This is a genomic window from Pantoea sp. SS70 (assembly GCF_029866845.1).
GTDB lineage: Bacteria > Pseudomonadota > Gammaproteobacteria > Enterobacterales > Enterobacteriaceae > Pantoea > Pantoea leporis.
The window spans coordinates 1,767,855-1,787,655 of record NZ_CP117199.1 but is presented as its reverse complement, the minus strand read 5'-3'; the positions used below and the strand labels follow the sequence as shown (position 1 = coordinate 1,787,655).

18 protein-coding genes are annotated in these 19,801 nt (G+C 56.9%); 2 read left to right on the top strand and 16 right to left on the bottom strand.

The window, feature by feature from the left end; genetic code table 11:
* Nucleotides 1-19: 19 nt before the first annotated feature.
* The 8 genes from PO881_RS08305 to PO881_RS08270 all read right to left on the bottom strand — a co-directional run bounded on the left by PO881_RS08305 (nucleotide 20) and on the right by PO881_RS08270 (nucleotide 7,793).
* Nucleotides 20-1,456 (bottom strand): YchO/YchP family invasin, encoded by a 1,437-nt coding sequence (locus PO881_RS08305; protein WP_192233611.1) that lies wholly within the window; start codon nucleotides 1,454-1,456, stop codon nucleotides 20-22.
* Nucleotides 1,457-1,757: 301 nt separating this feature from the next.
* Nucleotides 1,758-1,883 (bottom strand): hypothetical protein, encoded by a 126-nt coding sequence (locus tag PO881_RS08300; protein WP_271459885.1) that lies wholly within the window; start codon nucleotides 1,881-1,883, stop codon nucleotides 1,758-1,760.
* 32 nt (nucleotides 1,884-1,915) lie between these two features.
* Nucleotides 1,916-2,713, bottom strand: coding sequence for a glucose 1-dehydrogenase (locus tag PO881_RS08295; protein WP_101764596.1), 798 nt, complete (start codon nucleotides 2,711-2,713; stop codon nucleotides 1,916-1,918).
* A gap of 11 nt (nucleotides 2,714-2,724) precedes the next feature.
* Entirely contained in the window at nucleotides 2,725-3,792 is a 1,068-nt protein-coding gene (locus PO881_RS08290; protein WP_101764597.1) for an ABC transporter permease, read from the bottom strand.
* Nucleotides 3,793-3,812: 20 nt separating this feature from the next.
* Complete coding sequence (locus PO881_RS08285) at nucleotides 3,813-5,333, bottom strand: sugar ABC transporter ATP-binding protein (RefSeq protein ID WP_280172728.1); 1,521 nt, start codon at nucleotides 5,331-5,333, stop codon at nucleotides 3,813-3,815.
* Between the two features lie 9 nt (nucleotides 5,334-5,342).
* On the bottom strand, nucleotides 5,343-5,954 hold the full coding sequence (locus PO881_RS08280; RefSeq protein WP_101764599.1) for a DUF2291 domain-containing protein: 612 nt from the start codon (nucleotides 5,952-5,954) through the stop codon (nucleotides 5,343-5,345).
* A 42-nt stretch (nucleotides 5,955-5,996) separates the two neighbouring features.
* Entirely contained in the window at nucleotides 5,997-6,932 is a 936-nt protein-coding gene (locus PO881_RS08275) for a D-ribose ABC transporter substrate-binding protein (RefSeq protein WP_101764600.1), read from the bottom strand.
* A 63-nt stretch (nucleotides 6,933-6,995) separates the two neighbouring features.
* On the bottom strand, nucleotides 6,996-7,793 hold the full coding sequence (locus PO881_RS08270; RefSeq protein ID WP_280172727.1) for a GolD/DthD family dehydrogenase: 798 nt from the start codon (nucleotides 7,791-7,793) through the stop codon (nucleotides 6,996-6,998).
* 375 nt (nucleotides 7,794-8,168) lie between these two features.
* Between PO881_RS08270 and PO881_RS08265 the strand changes: the two genes are divergently transcribed.
* Nucleotides 8,169-8,987 carry a DeoR/GlpR family DNA-binding transcription regulator gene (locus tag PO881_RS08265; protein WP_280172726.1) on the top strand — a complete coding sequence of 273 codons (819 nt, stop codon included), beginning with the start codon at nucleotides 8,169-8,171 and terminating at the stop codon, nucleotides 8,985-8,987.
* Between the two features lie 128 nt (nucleotides 8,988-9,115).
* Here PO881_RS08265 and cheZ read toward each other — a convergent pair whose 3' ends face one another.
* From cheZ to PO881_RS08240, 5 genes are all read right to left on the bottom strand, one after another.
* Nucleotides 9,116-9,757, bottom strand: a complete 642-nt coding sequence (cheZ, locus tag PO881_RS08260) for a protein phosphatase CheZ (protein WP_101764603.1) — start codon at nucleotides 9,755-9,757, stop codon at nucleotides 9,116-9,118.
* Between the two features lie 9 nt (nucleotides 9,758-9,766).
* The gene (gene cheY, locus PO881_RS08255) at nucleotides 9,767-10,156 is read right to left on the bottom strand and encodes a chemotaxis response regulator CheY (RefSeq protein WP_008102871.1); all 390 of its coding nucleotides are present in this window, start codon (nucleotides 10,154-10,156) and stop codon (nucleotides 9,767-9,769) included.
* Nucleotides 10,157-10,195: 39 nt separating this feature from the next.
* Entirely contained in the window at nucleotides 10,196-11,245 is a 1,050-nt protein-coding gene (locus PO881_RS08250) for a chemotaxis response regulator protein-glutamate methylesterase (protein WP_008102868.1), read from the bottom strand.
* Entirely contained in the window at nucleotides 11,242-12,117 is an 876-nt protein-coding gene (gene cheR, locus PO881_RS08245; RefSeq protein WP_101764604.1) for a protein-glutamate O-methyltransferase CheR, read from the bottom strand. The genes PO881_RS08250 and cheR overlap by 4 nt, the downstream gene beginning before the upstream one ends.
* A gap of 103 nt (nucleotides 12,118-12,220) precedes the next feature.
* Entirely contained in the window at nucleotides 12,221-13,897 is a 1,677-nt protein-coding gene (locus tag PO881_RS08240; RefSeq protein ID WP_137385648.1) for a methyl-accepting chemotaxis protein, read from the bottom strand.
* Between the two features lie 269 nt (nucleotides 13,898-14,166).
* On the opposite strand from PO881_RS08240, the gene PO881_RS08235 reads away from it, so the two are divergent.
* Complete coding sequence (locus PO881_RS08235; protein ID WP_222233525.1) at nucleotides 14,167-15,321, top strand: IS481 family transposase; 1,155 nt, start codon at nucleotides 14,167-14,169, stop codon at nucleotides 15,319-15,321.
* A 92-nt stretch (nucleotides 15,322-15,413) separates the two neighbouring features.
* Here PO881_RS08235 and PO881_RS08230 read toward each other — a convergent pair whose 3' ends face one another.
* The 3 genes from PO881_RS08230 to cheW form a co-directional block, all read right to left on the bottom strand.
* Nucleotides 15,414-17,075 carry a methyl-accepting chemotaxis protein gene (locus PO881_RS08230; protein WP_192233601.1) on the bottom strand — a complete coding sequence of 554 codons (1,662 nt, stop codon included), beginning with the start codon at nucleotides 17,073-17,075 and terminating at the stop codon, nucleotides 15,414-15,416.
* A gap of 371 nt (nucleotides 17,076-17,446) precedes the next feature.
* Nucleotides 17,447-19,126, bottom strand: coding sequence for a methyl-accepting chemotaxis protein (locus PO881_RS08225; protein WP_192413556.1), 1,680 nt, complete (start codon nucleotides 19,124-19,126; stop codon nucleotides 17,447-17,449).
* A 170-nt stretch (nucleotides 19,127-19,296) separates the two neighbouring features.
* The gene (gene cheW / locus PO881_RS08220) at nucleotides 19,297-19,794 is read right to left on the bottom strand and encodes a chemotaxis protein CheW (protein ID WP_008102858.1); all 498 of its coding nucleotides are present in this window, start codon (nucleotides 19,792-19,794) and stop codon (nucleotides 19,297-19,299) included.
* Nucleotides 19,795-19,801 lie beyond the last annotated feature (7 nt).

The following is a 19,801-nucleotide window of genomic DNA, read 5'->3' as shown; positions in this document are numbered from 1 at the left end:
TTTTATTGGTGCGAGGCGATTACGGCGCCATCAGATCAAAGCGATCATCATCGCCCTGATCCAGTGAGAACGGCGGTTGCAATTGCAGGACGATTTCGTTTGAAGTAACGCGATTCTGTTTACTGTCTTCTAACACCACCGACAAGCGATAGCTGTTATGCGCACCCGGCGAGCTATCCCACGCGGGCAGGATCACGCTCCAACCCTGTGGATCGTTGGGATTGGCACCCGGCGTCAGGCTCAGCGCCTGGGTATCGCCCTGCCACATCACTTTAGCGATCGGATTGGTGCTACGGATTTGCAGTTTCAGCGGCAAACTTTCTCCGCCATTCAGCTGCCACGGCGGCGTAGCGAGAAACACCGACAGCGTTTTACGCTGGCGATATTCCAGCACCGGCGTATAGCTGCGCGTCACGTTATCGTAGCGACTGCCGCGCAGTGAGTGCGCAGCCGCTACGTTATCCGGACTCAGCTGCTGGCTGAGCGCCACGCCAAAGCGATAGTTAAGACGCAAGCCGAGCTGATCCTGGCTCTCACCGCTGTCGCTGGTTTTATGGCTGGCGGATAAGGTTACCAGCGGCACCGGCGTGTAGGTGACGCCAAAGGTCAACGCCGATGGGTTATGGTAGCGGTTGCCGGAGCTAAACAAATCGACGTTATCGCCCAGATATTGCTGCCAGCTTACTGACGCACCGAGTTGGCGATAGTGCGGCAAATAGCCTTGCGTGGTGAAATCATAGCCGCGCGCCATGCGCTGCTGCTGGAAGGGATTGCGATCCTGCCAACCTGAGAGCGGCGTATAGTAGTTGGCGGAGAAGCGCAGATAATCGCCCCACGCTTCGGTACCCAGCGAAGCGCGCTGTAGGCCACTGCTGAACATGCGATCGACAAAACCGTTATAGCCCAGCAGCCATTTTCCTGCCACCCAACGTTGCCCGAGGCCAGCATTGCCGACCAGCCCATCATCAGTTTGATGAAAGCCAACCTGACTGAAGGTCAGATAGCGATAGTTATCCGCCCAGGGTGTCAGCAGCGAAGCACCGCTGCCGGCAAAATTGCCCTCCATATCCACATTGAAATCGATTTGAGCATTGCCATACGGTGACAACAGCGACTGGCCTTCATCAACCAGTCGATTGCCCACTTCATCGCGGAAATGGTTAAAGGCCCACAGCCCCGCCTGCTGGCCAAGGGCATTGTCGTCCGTACTGTTCTGGCTGGCTTCACCAATGCTTTTGGCAATGGTCGCCAGTTTTTTGTTGAACGCTTCCGTTTCATCCTGGTAACCCAATGCAGGCAACTGATCGGCCATTTTCTGGAAACGTGTGGGATCGCTAAACGGCGCATCGGCGAGTTTAGTGTCAGAGATCAACGCCAGCGCAGGCGCGGATGCGGCAAGTAGTGAAAAACCAGAGAGATAACGCACGCTTTTAGGTGATAACAAAGTAAATAACATAGCTAAAAATAGGGTTCGACCCGGTTCAGAATTAGAGGTGGCTCACAAAACTGCATAAGTCTACCCTAGCATATTCTGATGCAAGTGCCGGACATGTCTGGTTTCGATTAAGGCAGAAAACGAAAAAATCAGAATGTAGGTAAGCAGGCGACGCAATATGTTGTGCCCTGCTTGCCCATCAAGAGATGACCGCTCAAATCATTGAGCGCGCACATTGTAGCGGCGCAATGCATTGCGTAATGCTCGTCAGTTAAAATATGAAACCCCTAATTACCGAGAGCATATGTTGTAGCGGCGCAATTCATTGCGCGATAAATCGCGCCGCTACTGAAGGTGCGGAGATTTGATACAGCGCTTTAGTGATCGGCATTGCGCGATGAATCACGCCGCTACGGAAGGTGCGACCATGAGGCTTAGTGTTTAGCATGACGCCATCAATGGCGACCCAACAGCGAACTATCAGGAAAAGATTAAACCGCCATCCACATTGATGGTCTGCCCGGTGATATAGCGCGCATCGTCAGAGGCGAGGAAAGCCACTAAGCCAGCGACATCTTCCGGCTGCCCTGCGCGTTTAAGCGGGATGTTTTCCACCCATTCGGCCATCAGTTCGCCTTTGCCATACTGCTTTTTATCGCTGCTGAGGATCTCGCCCCACACGCGATCATTGTAGTCCCACATTTCACTCTCGATGATGCCCGGACAGAAAGCATTCACCGTGATATGCCACGGCGCCAGCTCCAGCGCCAGGCTCTGGGTAATACCGATCACGCCCATCTTGCTGGCGGCATAGTGCGGCGTATAAATGAAACCCTGCCGTCCCTGACCGGACGAGGTGTTGATCAGGCTGCCGCTGCCCTGCTTCACCATATATTTCGCCGCTTCCCGGCAGCACAGCCACACGCCCGTGGTGTTCACCGCGAGGATCTTCTCGAAGTCACTTTTGGGCATCGCATCGAAACGATCGATGGTAATCACCCCCGCATTCTGAATCGACACATCAATGCTGCCAAAGCGCTCAGCCGCCTGCTGATAAAGCTGCTGCACCTCCGTTTCATCGGTAACATCGACCTGCAGCGCCAGAACCTCACTGCCAAACTGCTGTTCGATGGCCTGCGCGGTACTGAAAACGCGTTCCGAATTCGACACCATCACCAAACGCGCCCCGTCGCGTGCAAAGCGCGCTGCAATGCCCGCGCCAATGCCGCGGCAGGCGCCGGTAATCACCACCGTCTTTCCACTAAAATCGCGTGTCATATTGCCTCCTGTTATCCATGTGTCGCTTCAGGCAGGGCGGCCGATTGCTGCTTTTTTTCATGTCTGCGCAGCAGCACCACCTTACTTTGTAATTTTTGCTGGAACTGATCGATCACCACCGCAGTGACAATCACCAGGCCTTTGATCACCATTTGCCAGAAATCGCTGACGCCCATCATCACCATGCCATCGGCGAGAAACACGATGACAAAAGCACCGATAATCGAGCCTGAAACGCGACCGCGTCCACCCGCCAGCGCCGTGCCGCCCAGCACCGTGGCACCGATGGCGTCCATCTCGAACATGTTGCCGGTCATCGGGTGCGCGGTTTGCAGCTGCGACGCCACAATCAAACCGACCAGCGCGGCGCACAAGCCGGAAAAGGCGTAGACAAACACTTTGACCTTGATAATCGGCACACCCGCCAGGCGCGCCGCCGATTCGTTGCCACCGGTGGCATAGATGTAACGACCCAGCGGTGTTTTACGCGTCAGATACAACCCCAGCAGCAGGAAGCCGAGCATCATCCATATCGGGATATACACGCCCAATATCGAACCCGAACCGAGCAGGGCAAAGCCGGTATTACCCAGTGCTGGCGTGCCGACAAGGTTGGCGTAGGTGCTGCCATCGTTGAACAGCAGCGCGGCGCCGCGTGCCACGTACATCATGCCGAGCGTACAGATAAACGGCGCTACGCCGAGTCGCGTCACCACCGCGCCATTAATCAATCCCAGCGCCACGCCGAACAGCGCCACCACCAGAATCACTTCGGGCACGTTGAAGAACAGTACGTTGCCGCCCCACAGCGGTACGCCGTTGGTGAGCAGCGCACCCGCCACCATGCCGCATATGCCCGCCACCGCCCCGACCGAAAGATCGATGCCGCCAGTCAAAATAACCAGCGTCATGCCAATCGCTAGCAAGCCGGTGATCGCCACATGCTGCGTCATGATCAGCAGGTTGGAGGTGGTGAGAAAGTTAGGCACCATAAAGCTGAAGAAACTCACCACGATCAGCAAGGCAATAAAGGTACGCGCCTTAAGCAGGTACATATAGATCAGGTATTTTTGATTCATCGTTTTACTCTCCAGCGGGCTCAATCATGTGGCGTTGAGGCGCTAATCAGGGCTTCGCGCGTGGCCGCCGCGCGCGGTAAATCGGCGGTGATGCGACCATCCGCCATCACCAGAATGCGGTCAGCCAGCGCCATCACTTCATCCAGTTCGGAGGAGGAGAACATCACCGCCAATCCCTGCTGCGCCAGGTTGCCAATCAGGTGATAAACATCGGTTTTTGCCCCCACATCAATGCCGCGCGTGGGCTCATCCAGCAGCACCACCTGCGGCCCGGTCATCAGGGCTTTGCCCAGCACCACTTTTTGCTGATTGCCGCCGCTTAAGGAGGTGATCGGCAGCTCGGGATCGCTGACCTTGATGGCGAGATGGCCAATCATTTCATCCACACGGCGCTGCTCGTTGTGCGGATTGAGCTTGCGCCAGCAACGGCGGAAACCCCGCAGGCTGAGATCGCTGAGCGTCATGTTGGCGGTGATCGACATCAGCTGTACCACGCCTTCGGTTTGACGATCTTCCGGCACCAGCGCGATGCCTTTTTTCAGTCGCTGCTGGAAACTGCGCTTCTCCAGCGCTTCGCCGTTCAGACTGACGCTGCCCGACTGACAGTGCATCATGCCAATCAACCCTTTGAACAACTCGGTGCGCCCGGCGCCAAGCAAACCGTAGATGCCAATCACTTCGCCTTTTCGCAGCGAGAAAGAGACATCATTGAGCTTGTAACCGCCGTTTTGATGCAGCGCGGTCAGCCCGTTGACGCTGAGTACCGTTTCACCCTGCGTCGCCGGTTGATAATCGAAGTGTTTCTTCTTGTCGCCCACCATCTGCTCAATGATCCACGGAACCGAGGCGTCGCGGACTTCGCGTTCGCTGATGAAGCGTCCGTCGCGGAAGATGGTGATGTGATCGCCAATCTCCATCAGCTCTTCCAGCCGATGTGAGATATAGATAATGGTGACGCCGCGCCGTTTAAGCTGGTCGATGACGTTGAACAGCACTTTCACTTCTGACTGGCTGAGTGCGCTGGTCGGTTCATCCATGATCAATACGCGCGTGTCCTTGGACAGCGCGCGGGCGATCTCCACCAGCTGCTGATGGCCGATACCGAGTTCAGCCAGCGGCGCGTAGGGATCGACATCCAGCTCCAGCCGTTCCAGCAATGCTTTGGCGAGCGAATACTGATACTTCTCGTTGATCACGCCGCGCTGGAAAAACTCATTGGCCATGAAGATGTTGTCCATCACGTTCATATTGGGAAACAGGTTCAGCTCCTGAAAAATAATGCTGATGCCCTGTTTTTCCGCCTGATGCGTGGAGCTCAGCGACACCGCTGCGCCGTCCAGCAGAATCTCGCCGGATGACGGGATCTCCACGCCCGCCAGCATTTTCATCATGGTGGATTTGCCCGCGCCGTTTTCGCCAATCAGCACGTTAACTTTGTTGCGATAGACGCGGTAATTGACCTGATCCAGCGCGGTGACGCCGGGATAGATGCGCGACACGTTACGGGTTTCAATGATCACGTCATGTTGAGGCTGTTGCATATCCGCTCCTTACTGACGTGTAATCGCCGCAGGCGTCACATTCGGCACCTGTTCCGGCGTATCAAAGCTGCTAAACACGCCAGCCAGCTGCACTTTGTCACCCACTTTGGGCTTGAAAGCACTCATCATGTTCGCCGCTTGCTGATTGATCGCGCGACTGTAATCGCCGAACAGCACCTGATCGTTAAAGTCCTGATAGCTGGCACCTTTGTAGGCATCACGCAACACCGTGCCGGGAAAAATCGGGCCAACCTGCACCGTGACAGTGTCACCGGACACATCTTTCACTGTCATCCGACCGTTACGCGACGTGGTGTTAACCGCCGTGATTTCACCGCTCACGTTGACACTGAACACGCACGGGTTCTCTTCCTGACTGCGATAGCCATAAGTTTTACAAGCGCTATCAAAATCTTTGGCGGATTTCAGCGCATTCAACAACTCAGCCACCGGCTTCGCATCATGTTGAACTTGCGGTACCAGTTTCTGTTGCCACGTTTGGGCAATATTGCCCATTTTGGGATTGGGAGGATTTTTCAGGTCGGCCAGCTCCTGCTGCGACACAATGCGGCAACCGCTAAGGATCACGACAGGAAGCAGTAACCAGAGTCGTCTGTGCATCACATTCTCCTGGGCGCCCGATCTACGGGCGCACCGCATTGATTACGACTTGAAGTTAAAGTCCTGCACGCCTTTGGCGTTGTCTGGCGTAATGAGAATGCCGCGGAACATCACGCGCTGCTTCTCAGGCTTGGTGCCTTTCTGAATAAAGTTGTCGAGGTCGGTCACGCCCTGTGCGGCGATGGCTTGTGCCTGCAGCATCACCGTGGCTTTCAGATCCCCTTTTTCCACCGCGTCACGTTCATCATTGCTGCCGTCAATGCCGACCACGATGACGTCGTTACGGCCTGCCGCTTTCAGAGCTGCAATCGCACCCAGCGCCACGGGGCCGTTACCGCAGATCACGCCTTTTACATCCGGATGCGCCTGCAGAATGCTGTCCATGATACGTTTGCCGTCAATCAGCGTGCCTTTGGCATCCTGACGCGCCACGCTTTTCATGTCGGAATATTGATCGAGCACCTGATGGAAGGATTTGGAGCGCGTGACGCAGTTGTTGTCGGCGAGGTTACAGGTGAGTTCCGCATAGCTGCCCTTTTCCCCCATTTTCTCCACAAACACGTTTGCCACGTCGGAGCCGGCCTGGAAGTTGTTGTGGGTGATCTGCGCCAGCGCCACGTCATCCACCGGGATTTCGCGGTTGATCAGCACCACCGGAATGCCGGCATCTTTGGCTTTTTTAATCGCGGCGACGCTGGCGGTGGAGTCGGCGTTATCCAGCACGATGCCCTGCACCTTTTTGCCGATGGCGGCATCAATCAGTTCACTTTGCTTTTTCACATCTTCGCCATGCGACAGCACGCTGGTTTTATAGCCCAGCTCTTGCGCTTTGAGGTTGGCACCTTTGGCTTCGGAGGCGTAATACGGGTTATCCAGCGAGTTCACCAGGATCATGATGGTGCCTTTATCGGCAGCGAAACTGGCTTGGGAGATCAGGCAACTGGCAATAGCAGTTAACAGCAGGGTACGTTTTTTCATGGTGAGGTTCTCTCATTGTTATAGTGGGTCACGCAGGGTCAGCCGTTCTGGTGTTGGCGCGGCTTACCAGATGGTAAAGCCACCGTCGATCATCAAATCTGCGCCGGTGATCATGTCGCTGCCGTTGCTGGCGAAGAACAGCACCGCGCCGGCGATTTCGTCGGTATAGGCAAAGCGTCCCAGCGGGATCAGCTTTTTCATCTGCTCGCCCTTCTCACCGCGCCAGGCTTTTTCACCCATCGGCGTCAGCACCACGGTGGGCGATAAGGTATTGACGTTAATGCGATAGGGAGCGAACTCTTTGGCCATCACTTTGGTCATGCCGAGCAGACCGGCTTTGGCGGAGGTGTAAGCAACGTGGTTGTCGATAGCGATGGAGGCGGCCTGCGACGCAATGTTGATGATTTTGCCGCCGTTACCGGCGCGCACCATGCGTTTACCGGCCTCCTGCGAGCAGAGGAAAGGACCGGTGAGATTGACGTCGATCTGCTTCTGCCACTCGGCAAAATCGGTTTCTAACACCGGTTGCAACATCACGTAGCCCGCGCAGTTCACCAGGATATCAATCTGACCGTAATGCTGTTCGACGCGATCAAATGCCGCTTCAACCGAGGCCGGATCGGTCACGTCGCAGCACACCAGCAGCACGCGATCGGCAGCAAATTGATCCTGCACGCCCGCCACTTTGTCACTTTCGAAGGGCGGATAAAGCAGCGCCAGCCGTGCGCCCTTCTCCAGCAGCATGGCATTACTGGCCATCGCAATCCCGCCCAGCCCGCCGGTGACTACCGCCACTTTGCCGGTTAAATCCTGCTCAATGTTCACGCCGTAGCGCAGGTTAACGTCATATTCCCCACTCATCGTCTCTCTCCATAATGGTGTACGGCGGCGCTGGTTATTACTGGCCGGGTTATCGTTTTTACAAACATCATTTTCGAACAAAAATATAAGCTATCGATTAATAATGGTTTGTGGAGGAGATCAAATTTCATACAAATTGCAGCAATAAAATTATCTTGATGATTTTGTTGAATTTGCACAATTCACCGCCTTCAGGACATGGAGCGAGCTGCTGACGGCTTTCTGCGAAATCAATCGCATAGCAAATGATGATTTTCATTCGAAAACGAATGTTTCTGGAAGCTATCTCGCAAATGGCCAAATCGCAGAGTAAAATCAGCTCGGGTTTCCTTATTGGCGAAACCAGACCGTGATTGGAAAGAGGGAGCATTTCGATTGAAAAGCAAAACTGAGCAGCTGGCAGATATGCAGCAGCGCCGTGAGAAGATTCTGGAGATGATCCGCGAAGACGGCACCGTCACGGTTAAAGCGCTGACCGATACCTTCGGCCTGACCGAAGCCACCATTCGCACCGACTTGCGCATATTGCAGCAAGAGGGGCACGTACAGCGTTATCACGGCGGCGCCACGCTGATGACCGGCAAGCAGAATACCGGCGCGATGTTGCTGGAGCGCCAAACACATCTTGAAGAAAAACAGGCGATTGGCCGCCTTGCCGCGCAGCATGTGGAAAATGGCGACACGGTGATTTTCGATTCCGGTACCACCACCACGGCGATTGCCGAGGCGATCAGCCATATCCGTCGTTTATCGGTAATTACCACGGCGGTGAATATCGCGCTGAAGCTGGGCGGCGAGCCGGGTATCAATATTTTGCTGACCGGCGGCACTTTTAAGTTCCCGACGCTTTCGACTTCAGGTGAGAAAGCCGCCTCGTTTTTCGAAAACGTGCTGGCGGAGAAGCTGTTTCTTGCCACGGCCTGTATCTCACCGCGTCTCGGTTTGAGCTTTCCCAGCGAGACCGATATCAAGGTGAAAATGGCGATGATCAAGTCAGCCAACAGCGTGTATGTGGTGGCGGATTCCAGCAAGATCGATAAGGTGTCGATGTTCGCGCTGCCGTGCGACTGGAGCCATATTCACTATCTGATTACCGATAGCGGCATTTCGCCGGCGCAGGTCGCGGCGTTTGAGGCGTTAGGCGTGCAGGTGTTGGTGGCGCAGTCGGCGTTGGCGCAGAAGCGCGCGGTGTAAGGTGCGGTGCGCGCTGTCCCTCACCCCGGCCCTCTCCCGCAAGCGGGCGAGGGAGACGCTGCCATATGCAGGCCCGAACGGTTCCCTCTCCCACCTGTGGGAGAGGGTTAGGGTGAGGACAAACGTGTTTAAAACCCTAAGCTATCCAGCAGGTCATCAACCTGATCCTGGTTCGCCACCACGCCGGGTGCATTGGCGTGGATCTGCGGACCGTTCAGCAGGCTGTTGCCCTCTTTACGCGCCGCGGCGTTGGCTTCTGGCATATTCTCCAGTAGCACCATCAACAGCTGACGCTCGATCTCCTGGATCACATCCATCATGCGCTTGATCACCTGACCGGTCAGGTCCTGGAAATCCTGTGCCATCATGATTTCGAGCAACTGCTTATTGGTGTACGACGTGTGTCCCGGAACGTCAGTCAGGAACTGGCGCGTATCCGAAACCAACTCGCGCGCATCTGTCAGTTCAATCGGATTTTCAAACCACGCATCCCAACGGCCTTTCAGCTGGTTGGCGCCGGCTTCCATTTGGTCCTGGTGTGGCTGCGCTGCTTCAACGCAGTTCAACGCACGTTCTGCCGCTTGCGCCGTCATTTGCACAACATAATCCAGACGATCGCGCGCATCAGGAATCGCTTCCGCCGCTTCAGCAATTGCCTGGTCTAACCCCAGCTCACGCAAACTGTCACGCAACATGCGCGTCAGTGAGCCGATGCGGGTAATAATGTCGTGTGCCGAGGCTTCTTCGGTTGATTTCGGAAGGTCGCTCATCACATCTCCTTACATACCCAGTTTTTCGAATATTTTGCCTAACTTCTCTTCCAGCGTGGCCGCCGTGAACGGCTTCACCACGTAGCCGCTGGCGCCCGCCTGCGCGGCCGCGATGATATTCTCTTTCTTCGCTTCCGCGGTCACCATCAGCACCGGCAGTTTGTTCAGCGTGGCGTCAGCACGGATGGTTTGCAGCAGCTCCAGACCGTCCATGTTCGGCATGTTCCAGTCGGAAACTACGAAATCAAAGCCACCGGCACGCAGTTTGGTCAGCGCATCGACGCCATCTTCTGCTTCTTCAACGTTATTGAATCCAAGCTCTTTCAGCAGGTTACGGACAATACGACGCATCGTATTGAAGTCATCCACCACCAAAAAGCGCATATTTTTATCAGCCATATCTACTCCCGTGTTGTCTCGTCCAGCAGGACGGGCTCGTTAAATTCGCAATGCCTGTCCGGCGCTAATTTTCGCCAGCATGTGCTGACTGATGTGGCCTAAATCGACCACTTCACTGGTGCCGCCCATCGCAATCGCTTCGCGCGGCATACCAAATACCACGCAGCTGGCTTCATCCTGCGCGATGGTCCAGGCGCCCGCGCGATGCATTTCCAGCATCCCGGCCGCGCCGTCGTTACCCATCCCGGTCAGAATCACACCCACCGCATTTCGTCCTGCGTGCACCGCCACCGAACGGAACAGCACATCCACCGATGGCTTGTGTCGGTTCACTGGCGGACCGTCATTCAGTTTCACCACATAGTTGGCCCCGCTTCGGCCCAGCTCCATGTGCATGGCGCCCGGCGCGATATAGGCGTGGCCGGGCAGAATACGCTCGCCGTCTTCCGCTTCTTTCACGGTGATTTGGCACAATTTATTCAGACGCTCGGCAAACGAGCGCGTAAAGCCTGGCGGCATATGCTGGGTAATCAGCAGCGCCGGGCTGGTCGCCGGCAGCGGCTGCAGCACATGGCGAATCGCCTCGGTGCCGCCGGTGGAAGAGCCAATGGCGATCAGCTTTTCACTGCTCAGCAACGGGCCCGCTTTCAACGTGACGGGCATCGGCGTGGAGGCACGCACATGCAGCTTGGCGCGCGCGGCGGCGCGGATCTTGTCAGCAATCATCTGGCTATACGCCAGCATGCCTTCGCGGATGCCGAGCTGTGGCTTGGTGACAAAATCCACCGCACCCAACTCCAGCGCGCGCAGCGTCACTTCTGAACCTTTACCGGTCAGCGAGGAGACCATCACCACTGGCATCGGACGCAGGCGCATCAGCTTCTCGAGGAAATCGAGGCCATCCATGCGCGGCATCTCCACATCCAGCGTCAATACTTGCGGGTTGTACTGTTTGATTAAATCCCGCGCCACCAGCGGATCGGGCGCACTCGCGACCATCTCCATATCGGGATGGCTGTTGATGATTTCGGTCATCAACTGTCGCATCAGCGCAGAGTCATCCACGCACATCACGGTGATTTTGCTCATCGTCTTTCCTTGCTCAGTCCATAGACTGTCTGTCCACGCAGCCAGAACTCTTTGCTGATCTGACTAAAGTTCTCTGAATGCCCGGCAAACAGCAGACCGCCGGGTTTCAGCAGAGGCACGAAACGGCGCAGAATCTGTTCCTGCGTCTCTTTATCGAAATAGATCATCACGTTGCGACAGAAAATAGCGTCGAACGGACCCGGCAACGCCCAGTCGTGTGCCAGTAAATTCAGTTGCGTATAGTTCACCATGTTGGCGAGGTCGGAACGCACGCGCACCATGCCTTCATGCGGACCGGTGCCGCGCAGGAAAAAGCGCTGCAGCTGCGACTGCGATAGCGTGCGTAGCTCTTCCTGGCGATACACGCCGGCCACGGCTTTCTCGAGCACCTGGGTATCGATATCGCTGGCGTGGACCTGGAATTTACCCGGACCGGTGCCCAGCGTTTCCGCCAGCGTCATGGCGATGGAGTACGGCTCTTCGCCGGTTGAGGCGGCGGTGCTCCACACGCTGTAGTTACCCGTGCGCTTACGCGCATGATCCGCGAGGATCGGAAAGTGATGCGCCTCGCGGAAGAAAGAGGTCAGATTGGTGGTCAGCGCGTTAATAAACGCCTGCCACTCCGCACTGTTTTGGTCTTGCTCCAGCAGCGCCAGATAGCGGCCAAAGTCATCAATATTCAGCATGCGCAGACGACGCACTAAACGGTTGTAAACCATCTCGCGTTTGTGGTCGGCCAGCACAATGCCCGCGCGCTGATAGATCAGCTGGCTAATGCGACGAAAATGCGTATCTGAGAGCGGTAACCGCTGCACCATTTGCGAGAGCAGCGTGGTCGCTTCACTTTGATCCAATAACGTCGATTTCTTCATTTCAGGTCACCCGGCAACAAACTGTTTAAATTGTGATACTGCGGTTGCTACTGTGCTGCCAGTCGCGCCATTCTCATGGGCCGCCTTGCGGCGGCCACAAGGATTAAAAGGTTTCCCAGTTATCGTCAGTGCTACGTGCGCCTGCCGGTGCCAGTGCTTTTGGCGTGCCGGAACGCAAATTTTTTGCCGCTGTAGATACGTTAACGGCCTGAACGACAAATTCTTTACCGATATTGAACACCGCAACCGACTGTTTCAGTCGGCTGGCCTGATCTTCCAGCGCGGCCGCCGCCGTTGCCGACTCTTCGACCAGCGCGGCGTTCTGCTGCGTCACGCGATCCATCTCGTTCACCGCCAGACCGACCTGATCGATACCACGGCTCTGCTCGTCCGACGCCGAGGCAATTTCGCCCATGATGTCGGTGACCCGCGTGACCGCATTCACGATGTTGGTCATGGTTTCCCCGGCGCTCTCCACCAGCACGGAACCGGTGTTGACGCGGCTGACCGAATCCTCGATCAATCCTTTAATCTCTTTCGCCGCCTGCGCGCTGCGCTGTGCCAGACTGCGCACCTCGCCCGCTACCACGGCAAATCCACGTCCCTGCTCACCGGCGCGTGCTGCTTCTACCGCAGCGTTCAGTGCGAGGATATTGGTCTGGAAGGCAATGCCATCGATCACGCTGATGATGTCAGCGATTTTCTTCGAACTGCCGGTGATCTCTTTCATGGTAGTCACCACGCCATCCACCACTTTGCCGCCCTGCTGCGCGGTCTCCGAGGCGGTGAGCGCCAGCTGTGACGCCTGACGGGCATTTTCGGCATTCTGCTTCACCGTGGCGGTTAACTGCTCCATGCTGGCAGCGGTCTCTTCCAGCGAAGCCGCTTGCTGCTCGGTACGCGAGGAGAGATCGTTGTTGCCCATGGCGATTTCACTCGCACCGGTGTAGATCGCATCGGAACCGTCACGCACGGTACGCACCGTCCGCGCCAGCTCTTGCTGCATCTCTTGCACCGAGGTGAGCAGCTCGCCCATCTCGTTGCGCACCGTGATCTCCACCTGCTGCGTCAAATCGCCACGCGCGATGTGACGAATGTGCTCGATGCTGTGCTTTAGCGGACGGATCAGCACCGTACGCATGCCGCTCCACACCAGCGCAATCACCAGCAAGGTCACCAGCAGCGTGCCGACCACCAGCATGATGGATTGGTTGTACGCCGCCTCATTGGCTGCAATGCCCTGATTGGCGAGCACAATGTTGTAGCTCAACCATTCGTTGTAATCCTTAGCAAACTTGTCCTGGAATCCCTGCGTCGGCTGATCGACAAATCCTTTGAAATTTCCACTACTGAGGAAATCGATCAACTCACCCAATGCTCCGCGATAGGCGTTGTAGTTGGCCTGTAACGTCAGCACGTTCTCGGCCTTTTTGCCCTTTTCAGACAGGTTGGCGTTAAATTCGGCAAAACCCTCATCAGCGTGCTTCAACTCCTCACTCGCCAGCGCCACCAGATCTTTCACGGTTGCGCCTGAGCCAGCCTGCTGACTGTCCAGCAGGTAACGGATCCCCGCACGGTTCAGCGTGTTACGCGCCTGAACCAGCGATACCCATGAGGTGCCCATTGCCCGCTGCAGCGTGCTAAGACGCTGGTTATAGGCAAAATTTTCTTTATCGGCTTTGACCGTGGAGTAGAACACTCCACCGGAGAACAGCTGCAGTAAGGCAAACAGCGCCAGCACGCACAGCAGGCCGGATACAACACGAATACGACTAAACATAAACACCTCATTGGTTGGCGGATCGCCTCTGTTATCGGCTTTTCTGAGGGGATCTTTATGTGTGTTCGCAGGGGTTGGACCAGCGGGGGGTTGATGGGTGCTCGCTGTCCCTCACCCCGGCCCTCTCCCGCAGGCGGGAGAGGGAGACGCTGCCACATGCAGGCTCGATCGGTTCCCTCTCCCACTTGTGGGTGTACAGTCCGGGGACATTGTGAACACTTGTTCGGGGACATGGTAGACACTTACAACTAAGGCATAAGAACCCGTTTATGGAGTCGCTTATGTCCTGGGATGCGAGAGATACCATGTCATTACGTAAAGAGTTTGTTCTGTTCGCCTCGCAAGACGGGGCGAACATCCGCGCACTCTGCCGTCACTACGGCATTTCTTCCGCCACTGCCTACAAGTGGCTTCGCCGCTGGGCTGAAGAGGGAGAATCCGGTCTTGAGGACCGCCCCTGCATACCCCATCACTCTCCCAACCGCTCGTCTGACGACATCACTGACCTGCTTCGTATGGCGCATGAACTTCATCAGCACTGGGGCGCGCGCAAGATAAAGCGCTGGCTCGAAGACCGCGGACACCGCATGCCCGCCTTCAGCACCGTCCACAGCCTGATGGCCCGCCACGACCTGCTGCCGGGCTCAGCTCCGGGTGTCCCGGCCACGGGCCGGTTTGAACATGCGGCCCCGAACCAGCTCTGGCAGATGGATTTCAAGGGGCATTTTCCCTTTGGCGGCGGCCGCTGCCACCCGCTTACCCTCCTTGACGATCACTCCCGCTTCTCGCTTTGCCTCGTACACTGCGCTGATGAGCGGCGTGAGACGGTGCAGAAGCAGCTGGTCAGAGTCTTTGAACGTTACGGCCTGCCGGACCGGATGACGATGGATAACGGTTCACCGTGGGGCGACACTACCGGGACCTGGACGGCCGTCGAGCTGTGGCTTATGCGACAGGGTATCCGGGTGGGGCACTCCCGGCCTTATCATCCGCAGACGCAGGGCAAGCTGGAGCGCTTTCACCGCAGCCTGAAGGCTGAAGTGCTGCAGGGGAAGTGGTTCGCGGACGACGGTGAGCTGCAGCGCGCCTTCGATCACTGGCGGACGGTTTATAACCTTGAACGCCCGCATGAGGCGCTGGATATGGCGGTGCCGGCGTCGCGCTATCAGCCATCGGCTCGGCAGTACAGCGCCAGCGTAACGTCAGCGGAATACGACGAGGGCGTGATGGTCAGGAAGGTAGATATCAGTGGGAAGCTGACTATAAAAGGCCTGAGTCTGAAGGCAGGCAAGGCGTTCAGGGGAGAGCACGTTGGCCTGAAGGAGATGCAGGAAGACGGGTGCTACGAGGTATGGTGGTACAGCACAAAAGTGGGGGTGATCGACCTGAAGAAAAAGTCGATCACCATGGGTAAAGGATGTTAAAAAGTGTTCACCATGTCCCCGAACACCTGTCTACCATGTCCCCGGACTGTACAGTGGGAGAGGGTTAGGGTGAGGGGCAAACAACTCAAAACTTAAAACGTCTCCCAGTTACCCTCACTCACCGGCGCGGCAGCCGCTTTGCGCGGTGCGCTGGCGATCTGGCGCACCGTGCTCGCCTTTGGTTGCGCCTGTGCGGCGCGCGGAATGCGGAACACCGATACCGACTGGCTCAGGCGGCTCGCCTGCTCTTCCAGTGATGCGGCGGCGGCGGCGGACTCTTCCACCAGCGAGGCGTTCTGCTGGGTGACGCGGTCCATCTCGGTAACCGCTTGTCCCACCTGATCGATACCACGGCTCTGCTCATCCGATGCCGAGGCGATTTCGCCCATAATATCGGTGACGCGCGTGACGGCGCCGACGATATCGTTCATGGTTTCTCCGGCGGTGCCGACCAGTTGCGAGCCGTTGTTGACGCGGTTCACCGAATCTTCGATCAAGCCTTTGATCTCTTTCGCCGCCTGCGCACTGCGCTGCGCCAGGTTGCGCACTTCACCGGCCACTACAGCAAAACCACGGCCCTGTTCACCGGCGCGTGCTGCTTCTACCGCCGCGTTCAGCGCCAGGATATTGGTCTGGAAGGCGATGCCATCGATCACGCTAATAATGTCGGCGATCTTCTTCGAGCTGCCGGCGATATCCTGCATGGTACGCACCACGCCATCGACCACCTCGCCACCTTTGCGTGCGGTATCGGACGCGCTGAGTGCCAGCTGCGACGCCTGACGCGCATTCTCGGCGTTCTGTTTCACCGTCGCGGTGAGCTGCTCCATGCTGGCCGCCGTCTGCTCCAGCGAGGCGGCCTGCTCTTCGGTACGCGCCGACAGATCGTTATTCCCGGCGGCGATTTCGCTGGCGCCGGTGAAAATCGCATCGGAACCGTCACGTACATTGCCCACGGTGCTGACCAGCGACTGCTGCATTTCATGCAGGCTTCCCGCCAGCTGGCTCATTTCATTGCGCCCTTCCACAACGATATTTTGTGTGAGATCGCCCGCGGCAATATGGCGAATATGCGCCAGCAGTTGATGCAGCGGCTGAATCAGCACGCTACGCAGGCCGAACCAGCAGCCAACGATCACCGCAATCACCACCAGCGCCACCGACGCCAGCAGCCACATCATGGTGTGGAAGGCGCGCTGATTCTGCGCCACGCCTTCTGCCGCCAATGTGCTTTGCTCCGTCCGCCACTCTTCGTAAGTGGCTTTCATCGCGACCTGTTTAGCTTCGATGTTCTGCGCAAACATGCCTTGCAGATCGTTGGCTTTCAGGCGATCCAGCATCGCTTTCAACCCGTCGTTGAAAGCGGCGTAGTTCGCTTCCAGCTTATCGCGCAACGCGTCTGGCAAGCCTGGCGTGGCCGGCAAGTCGTAGTAGCGTTGATAGTGGCCGGCAGCCACATTGAGTTGTTTTTCCGTCTGGGCGATTAAGGCACTCAGCTGACCGCCATTCGACTGCGCGGCCATGGTGCCCTGCATACGCAACATGGCGCGGTTGAGTACGGTGCGGGTTTGGTTCAGTTCAATCCAGGCGTCTGACATCGCGCCAACGTTGTTGGAGGAGATCTGCGCTACCGCAAACGCCTCTTTATCTTTTTGTAAGGCGGACCAGAACAGGCCACCCGACAGTAATTGTAAAGCGCCAAACACCAGTAATACGGCGATTAAACTGGTCACTACATTGATTCGTTTTAACATGGGATCTCCAGGGATGCGTTTCGGCTCCCCCAGTTATCGACCGGCAATCTGAATTTTTCAGGGTGCTTAAGCTACTTTACGAATTAAAACTCTGCGTTTGCGCATGATTGCAGTGTTTTATAACTAAAGAAATTAACAGTAAAAAAAATGCGCCTTTATCGGGTGAGCGATAAAGGCGCATTGGGTGGTGCGGGTTGTCCCTCACCCCGGCCCTCTCCCGCAGGCGGGAGAGGGAGACGCTGCCACATGCTGGCTCGGACAGTTCCCTCTCCCGCCTGCGGGAGAGGGAGACGCTGCCACATGCTGGCTCGGACAGTGCCCTCTCCCACGTGTGGGAGAGGGTTAGGGTGAGGGACCGACCACTCAGAAACTTAAAACGTCTCCCAGTTACTCTCCCCAGCCGCGGCGGTCAGCGCTTTACGCGGTGCGCCGATCGTGGGTGGTGCGATCTGCGGATGACGCACGCCGCTTCTGGCCTGCGGCTGCGTTTGCGCCGCGCGCGGTACGCGGAACACCGCCACCGACTGGCTCAGGCGACTGGCCTGCTCTTCCAGCGAGGCCGCCGCCGCCGCAGACTCTTCCACCAGCGAGGCGTTCTGCTGCGTCACGCGATCCATCTCCGTCACCGCCTGGCCGACCTGATCGATACCACGGCTCTGCTCATCCGATGCCGAGGCAATTTCGCCCATGATGTCGGTGACGCGCGTTACCGCATTAACGATATCGCTCATGGTCTCACCAGCGGTGCCCACCAGTTCAGATCCGCTGTTCACGCGGCTGACGGAGTCTTCAATCAACCCTTTAATCTCTTTCGCCGCCTGCGCGCTGCGCTGGGCCAGATTACGGACTTCACCCGCGACCACCGCAAAGCCACGGCCTTGCTCACCGGCGCGCGCCGCTTCTACCGCCGCGTTCAACGCCAGAATATTGGTCTGGAAGGCAATGCCATCGATAACGCTGGTGATGTCGGCGATCTTCTTCGAACTGCCGGCGATGTCGCTCATGGTGCGCACCACGCCTTGCACCACATCACCGCCCTTCTGCGCGGTTTCGGAAGCACTCAGCGCCAGCTGCGACGCCTGACGCGCGTTTTCGGCGTTCTGCTTCACGGTGGCGGTCAGCTGTTCCATGCTGGCGGCGGTCTGCTCCAGTGAAGCCGCCTGCTCTTCGGTACGTGCCGAGAGATCGTTGTTGCCCGCAGAGATTTCGCTCGCTCCGGTAAAGATGGCATCCGAACCGTCACGCACATCACTTACCGTGCGCACCAGCGACTGCTGCATCTCATGCAGGCTTTCCGCCAGCTGGCTCATTTCGTTGCGTCCTTCGACCGCGATGCGCTGCGTCAAATCGCCCTGCGCAATGTGCTGAATATGCTGGATATTCTCATTAAGCGGCTTGATGAGGATTTTGCGCATGCCAAACCAGCACAGCACAATCACCGCCACCACAATCGCCAGCACCGCGCCTAACAGCCAGATCATGTGATCGTAGGCTGAGCTGTTGGCTTCGACGCCCGCCGCAGTCAGGCGATCCTGATCGGCACGCCATTGGCGGTACTCTTTCAGGAAGGCGTTTTGGCTTGGCGCAACCGGCGCTTTGGCTGCCAGATCGAGATCTTTTGCGACCAACGCGTCCTGCAACTGGCCTAGCGCGCTGGCATAGGCGGTATAGGTTTGATCGAGACGTTTGTTGAGCGCGGCATCCTGTCCCGGCGTGTCCGGCGTCGCTTTAAACAGCTGGTAGTTATCGGCGGCCTCTTTCTGGAAGGCTTTGCTGTCGCCGTACAAACCGGCGATATCCGCTTCGGTACCGGTCAGTTTGCTGGTTGCCATGCGCAGCTGAATGCGGGTTAACACCACACGGCTCTGATTGAGGCTCATGTAGGCGTCGTTGATGGCGGCGGTGTTTTTGCTCGCCAGTTGTGAAACGTTAAAACTGTTTTTGTCATCGCTTAGCGCTTTAAAAAACAGTGAGCCGGATGCCAGCTGTAAAAAGCCAAACACTAACAACACCAGCAATAAGCTGGTGACCACGCGGATTCTCGTAAACATAGTTTGCCCTGGAAAATGAAGGAAAAAATCGTACCGATCGGTTATCGACCAGGGGCGGAGAAGATTGAGGGATATTACAGCGATTTTTTGCGGATTTATTGTTGATTTGTAAGGAATTAATTAATGTGTGTAATGATAACGGGCCGCAGCAGCGCGGCCCGTTGCGGAGATTAGGCAGTACGCAGGTTATCCACCAGCGCCATCTCTTCGCTGCTCAGCAGCTTTTCGATGTCGACCAGAATCAGCATACGTTCACCCAGCGCGCCCAGACCGGTCAGGTACTCGGTGGACATGGTGACCGCGAACTCTGGTGAAGGACGAATCTGCTCTTGCGTCAGCGACAGGACATCAGAAACGCCATCCACCACAATGCCCACCACGCGATGCTCAAGATTCAGCACGATCACCACGGTGTTCTCGTTGTACACCACATCCGGCTGCGAGAACTTCACGCGCAGGTCGATGATCGGCACGATCACGCCGCGCAGGTTGGTGACGCCTTTGATGAATTCCGGCGTGTTAGCGATGCGGGTTACCTGATCGTAACCGCGAATCTCCTGCACTTTCAGAATGTCGATGCCGTACTCTTCGTCACCCAGTGTGAAAACTAAGAATTCCTGGCCCACGGTTTCGCCAGCGATTTTGGTCACGGTTGCCATGTCAGTCATTTTTTTA